This is a genomic window from Clostridium bowmanii (assembly GCF_018861315.1).
In the GTDB taxonomy this organism is placed as follows: Bacteria; Bacillota; Clostridia; order Clostridiales; family Clostridiaceae; genus Clostridium_AD; species Clostridium_AD bowmanii.
This window is the reverse complement of record NZ_JAHLDL010000002.1, coordinates 231,591-240,478: the sequence shown is the minus strand read 5'-3', so window position 1 is coordinate 240,478 and position 8,888 is coordinate 231,591. Positions and strand designations below refer to the sequence as shown.

General features: G+C 30.3%; 9 protein-coding genes and 1 rRNA gene. 1 reads left to right on the top strand and 9 read right to left on the bottom strand.

Annotation, left to right across the window (positions count from 1 at the left end; all coding sequences use genetic code 11):
- The 3 genes from KPL51_RS02355 to KPL51_RS02345 all read right to left on the bottom strand — a co-directional run.
- Positions 1-311, bottom strand: a 16S ribosomal RNA gene (locus KPL51_RS02355); the annotation flags it as partial.
- Positions 312-871: 560 nt separating this feature from the next.
- Complete coding sequence (locus KPL51_RS02350; RefSeq protein WP_216156747.1) at positions 872-1,210, bottom strand: hypothetical protein; 339 nt, start codon at positions 1,208-1,210, stop codon at positions 872-874.
- Between the two features lie 63 nt (positions 1,211-1,273).
- Positions 1,274-2,428 carry an HD-GYP domain-containing protein gene (locus KPL51_RS02345; protein WP_216156744.1) on the bottom strand — a complete coding sequence of 385 codons (1,155 nt, stop codon included), beginning with the start codon at positions 2,426-2,428 and terminating at the stop codon, positions 1,274-1,276.
- Between the two features lie 299 nt (positions 2,429-2,727).
- On the opposite strand from KPL51_RS02345, the gene KPL51_RS02340 reads away from it, so the two are divergent.
- Positions 2,728-3,285: a TetR/AcrR family transcriptional regulator gene (locus KPL51_RS02340; protein ID WP_216156741.1), complete on the top strand. Its 558-nt coding sequence runs from the start codon at positions 2,728-2,730 to the stop codon at positions 3,283-3,285.
- A gap of 87 nt (positions 3,286-3,372) precedes the next feature.
- On the opposite strand, the gene KPL51_RS02335 is transcribed toward KPL51_RS02340, so the two are convergent.
- The 6 genes from KPL51_RS02335 to KPL51_RS02310 all read right to left on the bottom strand — a co-directional run bounded on the left by KPL51_RS02335 (position 3,373) and on the right by KPL51_RS02310 (position 8,712).
- The gene (locus tag KPL51_RS02335; protein WP_216156738.1) at positions 3,373-5,070 is read right to left on the bottom strand and encodes an oleate hydratase; all 1,698 of its coding nucleotides are present in this window, start codon (positions 5,068-5,070) and stop codon (positions 3,373-3,375) included.
- A gap of 182 nt (positions 5,071-5,252) precedes the next feature.
- Positions 5,253-5,414: a YvrJ family protein gene (locus tag KPL51_RS02330; RefSeq protein ID WP_216156735.1), complete on the bottom strand. Its 162-nt coding sequence runs from the start codon at positions 5,412-5,414 to the stop codon at positions 5,253-5,255.
- Positions 5,415-6,036: 622 nt separating this feature from the next.
- Complete coding sequence (locus KPL51_RS02325; protein ID WP_216156732.1) at positions 6,037-6,906, bottom strand: PilZ domain-containing protein; 870 nt, start codon at positions 6,904-6,906, stop codon at positions 6,037-6,039.
- Between the two features lie 376 nt (positions 6,907-7,282).
- Complete coding sequence (locus KPL51_RS02320) at positions 7,283-7,975, bottom strand: zf-HC2 domain-containing protein (protein WP_216156729.1); 693 nt, start codon at positions 7,973-7,975, stop codon at positions 7,283-7,285.
- A gap of 1 nt (position 7,976) precedes the next feature.
- Positions 7,977-8,384: an RNA polymerase sigma factor gene (locus tag KPL51_RS02315; RefSeq protein WP_216156788.1), complete on the bottom strand. Its 408-nt coding sequence runs from the start codon at positions 8,382-8,384 to the stop codon at positions 7,977-7,979.
- Between the two features lie 28 nt (positions 8,385-8,412).
- Complete coding sequence (locus tag KPL51_RS02310) at positions 8,413-8,712, bottom strand: metallophosphoesterase (RefSeq protein WP_216156726.1); 300 nt, start codon at positions 8,710-8,712, stop codon at positions 8,413-8,415.
- Between the last annotated feature and the right edge of the window lie 176 nt (positions 8,713-8,888).

Here is an 8,888-nt window from a genome sequence, read left to right as displayed (position 1 = left end):
TCACCCTCTCAGGTCGGCTACGCATCGTTGCCTTGGTGAGCCGTTACCTCACCAACTAGCTAATGCGCCGCGGGTCCATCTCAAAGTGGAATCTCCGAAGAGAATCCTTTGATATTCTGATCATGCGATCAAAACATATTATGCGGTATTAATCTCCCTTTCGGGAGGCTATTCCCCTCTTTGAGGCAGGTTACCCACGTGTTACTCACCCGTCCGCCGCTAATTCACCCCGAAAGGTTTCATCGCTCGACTTGCATGTGTTAGGCACGCCGCCAGCGTTCGTCCTGAGCCAGGATCAAACTCTCAATTTAAAAGTTTGCACTTTTTATTTGAAATGAATAATCTGAGACAACTGTTAAGTTGTTACTCAAGCTCATTACATACTTTTTAGTCTTACGACTAAAATTACTTCTTTATCTAAAGTAATTAACTGGTCTAGCGAAATATTATTTCGCTATTTTACCTATTTCTCTGTTTAATTTTCAAAGACCAACTGTTTATTTTGTATTAATCGCCAACCGACGACTTCTACTATACTACTAGGTATTGCTTGTTTTGTCAACAACTTCTTTAATTTATTTTTTTAAAAAAAATTAAAATTAGCAATTAACTTTTAACATAATGTGCCACTGTTTCGTGACGACAAGGATTATTCTATCATATAAATAGGTGTACAATTCCATCTTATATGTAACCTAACTAGATTATCTTCATAATACTACATATAAGTATGAGTAATTATGATTTTCGTATCCTGATACACATGGCTAAGTTTTATAAAGACACTTTCGTCTACCATTTTAAAAGCTTCCGTCATTTATAAATAGCAACCTTATAATATTATGTCTTAAGTCTAACCCCAGCCTGTATATTATTTATAATTCTCTCCAATTTTATAATCTACATACCCCTTAGTTTTACTTTTAATTATTAGTAAAAGGTTTATAAAATGGAATGGCAAAAATCCTGCTATAAAAAATATATTATTAAGATTAAATATTATTATTAATATTCCATATATAAAAAGATATATAGAATTAAATATTGAAACTTTTAATTGTAACATTAAAAATTCACTTGATTTTACAACCTTCATTTCGCTTGTTCTACGGTATTCCCTACTAAAATAAGTAACTTTATCTCTACGTAAAATAGAATATATTAAATAAACTACTCCCATTAATACATATACTATACCCATCCATATCATGCAAATCCACCTTTAAAATAAATCACAGTTGTTTTCAAAATGCTTTCTATTATGAGATACCATTTATTTAGAAAATAATCGTATTGCTACTTTAGCTATTTCCGCATTAAATTGTTTACCCATTTCCTTTTCTATAATTTCAAGTGCCTCATTTATAGAAAGTGCTTTTCTATAAGCTCTATCGGAAGTCATTGCATCATATGCATCAGCTACTTGTATTATCTGTGACTCAAATGGTATTTCATCACCTTTTAACCCTTGAGGATATCCAGTACCATCATAATTTTCATGATGACTATATGCAATATTTGAAATGTTAGAAAAATTGCTTATCTTATCTAGGATAGTTTTAGTATGTATAGGATGTAATTTGATAATATTATACTCATCCTCAGTCAGTTTACCTGGTTTGTTTAATATTTCTGTTGGAACTCCAATTTTCCCAATGTCATGTAATAAAGATGCAGTACTAATATCTATCATTTGAGTTTTTGTTAGTCCAAGTTCCTTAGCAATCATACAACTATATTCTCTTACTCTCTGCGCATGTCCTTCTGTATATTTATCTTTGACTTCAATAGCAGATACTAACGATGTTACAATATCATCATACATTTTAGTCTCTCTATCATGAAAAACCTTCTGAGAATAAAAATTTGATATAATTTGCGCATAAAATTTCAATATTTTCTTAGAATTTTTGGAAAACTCAGTTCCGTTAAAACATTCAAGACTAAGTAACCCTACATTTATACCCTCAACTTGAACTGGTGCATATAATGATATAAAATTAGCATAAGTTCCAAGTTCTTTAAAGGTCTCAATCACTTCCTTGGTAAACTTTGTATCATCACGTTTCTCAATATATATTTGATATGCATCAATATTAGAAACATCTGAGCATTCATAGTCAATAAAAGCATCACTTCTATTAAAGACTAATTTCTGAAGAGTTTTAAAATCATAGCCATTTGTAAATATAGGTATGTATTTATCTCCTGAAAGCTCATAAAAAGATCCCTTTTCTGCTTCAGGTATCAATTTAAAAGCACTAACAAAAACTTTTTCTAAAAATTCATCTTTGCTCATATTGTTCATGTTAACAAAAGATTCAAATATATTCATTACTTTATCATAACTAGTGACTTCAGTATTATCTTCCTGGCCCATATTTGTTTTATATAATGGATTTAACAATTCTGATATTTTTGTTTTCATTAGTATTACCTCCATAAAATAGCAAGTACTATCATTATATAGTTAAGTGAATTTATCATAATATTACTTATATAATTCAATATTATTCTACGGTTTCCCTTTAAAATTTGTAGAAAAAAGTAAAATTGCTGCCTTTTGCTCAATTTCTCCTCTTCATAATTTAATAGCCTTTAAAATTTTAGAACTTTCCTTAAACAAAAATCCACACTAAATGTAATTCATTATGAATCCCCCACATTGACTAAAAACTTAATTTTAAATATAATATATATAACTCAAAGGGAAAGGAGAACTAATGTATGTCACAAACTACAAAAGAATCTTTAGCACAATCATTGAAAAAGCTAATGAACACAATACCCTTAGCAAAAATTACAATTAATGATATTGTTAGGGACTGTGAAGTTAATCGCCGTACATTTTACTATCACTTTCAAGATATCTACGCACTCTTAGAATGGATTTTCAGAACTGAAGTTGCTAGTGCCATGGCAGAAAATACAACATCTCAAACCTGGCAGCAAGGATTTTTGAATATATTAATTTATTTGGATAAAAATCGTAAAATGGTTTTAAATACCTATAATTCCATTGGACGTGAACACTTGGAAACCCATTTATACAATGCTGTATATTGGCTTGTGGTCCACGTTGTAGATGAGATTGCAGTGGACATGAACGTGTCAAAAGAAAAAAAAGAATTTGTGGTTAATTTTTATAAATTTGCTTTTGTAGGATTACTACTTGAATGGATAAAAACCAATATGACTAAGAACTCTGAGCAAATTATTGATAATCTAGATCAAATAATTAGTGGCGATATACATAGAGCCCTATTAAAATGTGAAATACAGTGATACCAAATTTGCTGCTATTATAAAAAGATATACAACAATAAAAGGAACAAGAAAGCACATACTTTCTTGTTCCTTTTATTTAAATATTTAAATTAATCCTTCAAGTGTTGTATTCTTCAAAAGCTTGCGAACAATCGCCTCAGCTGGGAGAGGACGTCCACTGTATAATGCCTTTGCTGCCGCTGCAACTACACGTATATCATATTTAGTAGGATATACTTCTGGCACTTTTTTATCAAGATTAAGCAAGTTATAAACTGCCATCATAGCTGAACGAATAGAGTATTCAACTGTGAATACACAATCATCTTCAACTTCTGCAAATTGTCCTAAAAAGGCAAGATTGGTACTACCTTTTGGAATAACATTAGGACGATCATCCTTAACACGTGGCATAAATTGACTAGTGGTATAAGGCATCATACAAGGGATAACATTAACGTTTTTAAGAATCTCTGATGTCTCCTCTTTCATGCCTAAATGATATAAAAGCTCTGTCATCATTTCTTCACCAGTGCAATCACTCATTCTTTTTTTAACAAAATCACCAATGTTATCAGGGAAAAGACCATAAGCCCATATTACTAAAACATTTTTAGGTTGATCACTAAAATGAGGTTGTCTGTTGCAAGTTAAGCTTAAAAGCCAACTTGAGTCCTTCATAGTTATAATACCACCTGTAACAGTTTTACCAGAGTATGGATCTCTTCCAGTAAGCTTCTTAAGTAATTCAGCTATTTTAGAACTTGTACTAGTTATAGTGAAAGATTCCCACTTACTTTTGTCGATATCACTACAGAAGACTTCTGGTTTTCCAAAGGAATCATCTTTCTTTGCAATGTTTTTCCAAAGGTTCCAGCAGCCTCCTACACCACGATTAGTTACTGCAGGTTTGTGCATACTTCCAATAGTAGAGTTTTCTGTCATAGATCCATTAGTAACAAATACTAAATCATTCACAGTTGTATGAATTGTTTCATCTTTATCATTGTGCAACAGATGAATGGCAGTAACAGTTTTCTTATCTGATTCTATATCAATGTCTAAATCTGTAACTTGCGAATTTAAGTTAATGACTACATTTTTAGATAGTAACCATTTTTCTAGAGGAAGAATCATAGACTCATACTGATTATACTTTGGAAACATGATGTTTTTCATATGGCTCATGCCAGGAAGAAGATGCATAAAGCGCTGCATATATCTTTTCATTTCCACAACACTATGCCAATTTTCAAATGCAAACATAGAGCGCCAGAAACACCACATATTAGTTTCTAAAAATGATGGATCAAAATACTGTTCAACAGTTGTAGCGCCTAAATCTTCTTCTGTTGCAAGAAAAAGCATAGTAAGTTGCTTAATGTGAGAATCCTTAAGTCCTAGAGAAGAGAAATCCGCCTTTTCGCCACAATTATGAAGTAAACGACAAGTTGACTCATTAGGGTCTGAATTATTCAGCTGCCTAAATTCATCTAAAACAGTTTGACTCGGAGTACTTAGCGATGGAATCTTGCTAAATAAATCCCAACAACATTCATAGTGTTCTTCCATTTCTCTTCCGCCTCGGACAATATAACCATCCTTTGCATTTCCGGACCCGTCCATACTACCACCAATAATGTGTGATTGTTCTAAAATAGTGATGTTTTTACCATCCATATGACCATCTCGTATTAAATATGCGGCAGCCGCAAGAGAGGCAATACCCCCTCCAATTAAATACGCTTTTTTATTTTCAATGCCCACTGGTTTTAATGTATTAATGTTTTGATAATTTCCCATAAATATTCACCTTCCTAAATGTTGATTAGTATATCTGTCTACTTTAGGGTAATTCATTTATAGGAAAAATGAAATCATCAATCTTCATCAAATGTGCAACTTTGCAATAAATATCAGATTTTTTTAGATTTATATCTATCAATATCCAATACTAAAAAAATAAGAATACCAATTTGGTATCCTTATTTTTCAGATTTTCCTATAACGGTGGATATAGATACTGTTAATTGAGAGATAGATTTATTGAGATCCTCAATTTTCTTCTCAAATCTTACTAGCAAATATATACTCACACCTATAGGGAAGCCAACTGTATTAATCAGTTTAACAAATGCATCATACATGAAGCTTTACCTCCCTCACCGTTATAGATAATATATATGCTTATTAAAAATGTTTTGCATAATTTTAAAATATATATTGAGCAATACCATTACCTACTAAAGCTTATACTCCAAATTATATGCAGTTTATCAGTACTAATACAAGTAGAACTGTACAAATAATTACACAAATTGTTATCAAATTAAGGTTGTATGCATTTTTGACTTTAATATATGTATTTAATTCTTCTAAATTTATATCCTCACATTCTACCTTAGTATATTCTCCAGTCACCTTATTATAATGTATGTTATCAGGTAGATTTTTCTTATCTATTTCTCTTTTGGAAATTTTAGCTCCTTCAAGAAACTTTAATTTCCATAAATAAAAGTTATAGCTACTTTTTTTTCATTTTACCGCCTCCACTTTGAATTCAAAGTATAATATTTGTACATTAAATTATAGATTATTCATGTGAAATTAAAACATTGATTTCTACATAATAGATATCAATTTACCTTTTACATAAACCTCTTATAAAAGTAAAATGTTTTTTTATGAAAAGTTTTTTGACGATAGTTTACAATGCAACTCTCCCTAAGAATTTCGTATAAGTAGTGCTACCATTATTAATTGATTCTTTTATACCCACCACTCAAAGTTATGATCTTCAGACTTTGAATAGCTAAAATTTAATCTAAAACATTCTCGTACTAATATTCCCCTTTCTAAAGAAAAATCCACTACTTCTTCTAGAATTCCAGCTATCTTTTCCTTATCTGAATTTGTAACACTTAATTTTACTCCGTATCTATATTTATTTTCTTCAGTTTTTATTCTCCAGAGCGCATATCCTTTAGCATAGATTTTTCTATCAGAAATAATAATTTTAAATTCTAAAATTGTATCTTCATCCATTGGTACTTCATCGTCAGTAATAAATTGAATACCGTCTTGTGAAATATCATCTATTAATATACTGGTCCACTGAGAGCTGGCAAATTCATTACTAATTTTGTCCACTTTCATTTTCCCAACAAAATTATTATTAAGTTTATATCTTTTACATATTCTTTTATTAAATTTACCTGTGTATTTTCTAATACAATCTATTACATTACATTCACAAAGTTCAGAATTGTTTAAAATGCCATGCTCATTTAACTCCTCTAGCTTCCTTATGAACTTTTGATGATCCTCATCACACTTATTAATAAATTTAACTCCATATCTATATATTCCACTATCAATTTCTTCTTTCCTCACAATATTACCATAAAAAGCAGTAGTCATATCTTCAATAATCACTTTAAACTCAATAATCATAATATCACTTACCGGTAGATTTAAACTGTACAAAAACTTAAGACCACCAGAACTTATATTTTCCACACAAATATTTCCCTTTCCAGTAGTGACCATTTTATTATTAAATTTAACAATAGAAATTTGTGTGCAAATTGGTATTTTACACTCAATTCTAAAAGATTTTCTATTATCTACTTTTTCCATAAAAAAACCTTCCTCTCATAATGGAAATATATATGGTCTCAATTTTTATGTAAGAGTATTATTAATTTGGAGCTTTTGTATAAAATAATATTATAAGTTTAATCTATTTTATTATCGTACACTTTAGCCAAGTTCTGAATAGTAAATGTATTTTTATTCTATTATTGTAACATTTTATAAAATTAAATTCAACCTGGGTATCAATTAAACAAAAATATATAAGCATATCCATAAAACAAATATAACCTTTATGACTTTTGCCTGAGTTAAGCAAGTACCATAAAGGTTATATTAATAATGGGATACCGGGACATGAATTCGGATAAAATATATATTGGGTATATTTATTTTATCCTTGAAGTTTTATAATACGTGTCTACTTTTTCCAAAGAAGAACTGCTTTAGATGGAATCTCTTGTAATTCTTTAGTGGACATTTTTGAATCCTTATAATTGAGATAATACACTGCTGATATATCTTTTTTTACTTCTATAAGGCCATTACCGTCATCAAAATCAAAGGATGCTTTATTGTTAATTGAATATTTATATTGTTTATCCGTTTGTGGCTTGGAAAAATTTCTTGTCCATATAGTATCAGTGTAATAAATATATACCACATATTTTTTTATACCATCTTTTTCAATTGGCATGATCCATTGATATGAGCAGTAGTAATCATCCCCGTTAAATGAGACGTCAACCATTCCATTATCTCCCATTTTAACATTCACTAGTCCATTATCATAGGGAATTGGTGTCTGGTAGTGAAATACAAGTGAAAATCCTCCAAATAATACAGTAATTGCACAGATAACTGAAATAACTGATATCATAACATTTTTTCTAAGTAGCTTCTTTTTTATTCCTTTTAATATATTAGACTTTGCTTGCTCTGCTGTTTTCTCACCATTAGTTTGAATAAAATCGCCGCTCATGCTATCAAGATATTTTTTACAGGTATCACATTCTAATAAGTGTTCATCGACTGTGGTACGGCTTTCGCTGCTGCAAACATCATCGTAGTAGAGTGGTAGTAAATCTCTAACTATTTCACATGAAACTTTCATTTTAATCCTCCTTTAGTTTAATCTTTGCACGATGAAATGTGACTCTTGCCCAGCTTTCTGTTTTCCCCAAAAGCTCCGCAATCTGTAAAAATGGTAATTCACCAAACACTCTTAAGGTGAAAACCTCTTTATATGGTTCATCTAAAAAGTGAAGTTTTTTATGTATTTCCCATGCTGTTTCACTATTTATCAACTTTTGCTCAATACATTCACATCCATTTTCTTCACGAGCTTCATAGATAATATGCTTGTTTTTTTGGCATAGTGAAAAATAAGTGTTTTTCACTATTTGACACAGCCAAACTCTTATTTTGCAGTCTCCTTTAAACTTTCCTATATTTTTCAAAGCTTTAAAAAACGTTTCTTGAGTTATTTCCTCTGCCAAAGTTTCATTACGGCATAGCGACAGGGCATATTTATAGACATCAGCAAAATATTTAGAATATACAGCTTAAAAAGGGAACCTTTGATTTTGTTGCCATATTAACTAATGTATCATATCCATTAAATGTTTCGTTGTTACCTACTGCTATAGCATCATAACCTGCATACTCTAATAACTCTATAGCTGCGACCCCATCTGTTCCTTGAAGTTCTAACCTTTTAAAATCTGCAAAATCACCAGCATCCAATATTATTGTGTTTTCATCTTTTAATTCTTTTATTTTACTTACTATCTTAGAAAAACTCTCATAATTACTGTGAATATCGTTGGTATGAAGTATATATAGTTTCATTTTACATCCCCCATTTTTATGCAATATTTATTACTCATAATTTTTTGTTATTGAGCCAACCGCAAAGCTGTCTAAATTTTACCCTATTAGCATCTATGCCATATGATATTTTCGACATATTACAGTAATTTTCCTTTTTTTAATATTATCTCATAAAATGTAACTCTAAGTTACAT

Excerpts from the sequence above, each read along its gene's own strand:
- KPL51_RS02350 (WP_216156747.1), bottom strand. The coding sequence starts at position 1,210 with ATGATATGGATGGGTATAGTATATGTATTAATGGGAGTAGTTTATTTA.
- KPL51_RS02345 (WP_216156744.1), bottom strand. The coding sequence starts at position 2,428 with ATGAAAACAAAAATATCAGAATTGTTAAATCCATTATATAAAACAAAT.
- KPL51_RS02310 (WP_216156726.1), bottom strand. The coding sequence starts at position 8,712 with ATGAAACTATATATACTTCATACCAACGATATTCACAGTAATTATGAG.
- KPL51_RS02320 (WP_216156729.1), bottom strand. The coding sequence starts at position 7,975 with ATGAAAGTTTCATGTGAAATAGTTAGAGATTTACTACCACTCTACTAC.
- KPL51_RS02335 (WP_216156738.1), bottom strand. The coding sequence starts at position 5,070 with ATGGGAAATTATCAAAACATTAATACATTAAAACCAGTGGGCATTGAA.
- KPL51_RS02325 (WP_216156732.1), bottom strand. The coding sequence starts at position 6,906 with ATGGAAAAAGTAGATAATAGAAAATCTTTTAGAATTGAGTGTAAAATA.
- KPL51_RS02340 (WP_216156741.1), top strand. The coding sequence starts at position 2,728 with ATGTCACAAACTACAAAAGAATCTTTAGCACAATCATTGAAAAAGCTA.
- KPL51_RS02330 (WP_216156735.1), bottom strand. The coding sequence starts at position 5,414 with ATGTATGATGCATTTGTTAAACTGATTAATACAGTTGGCTTCCCTATA.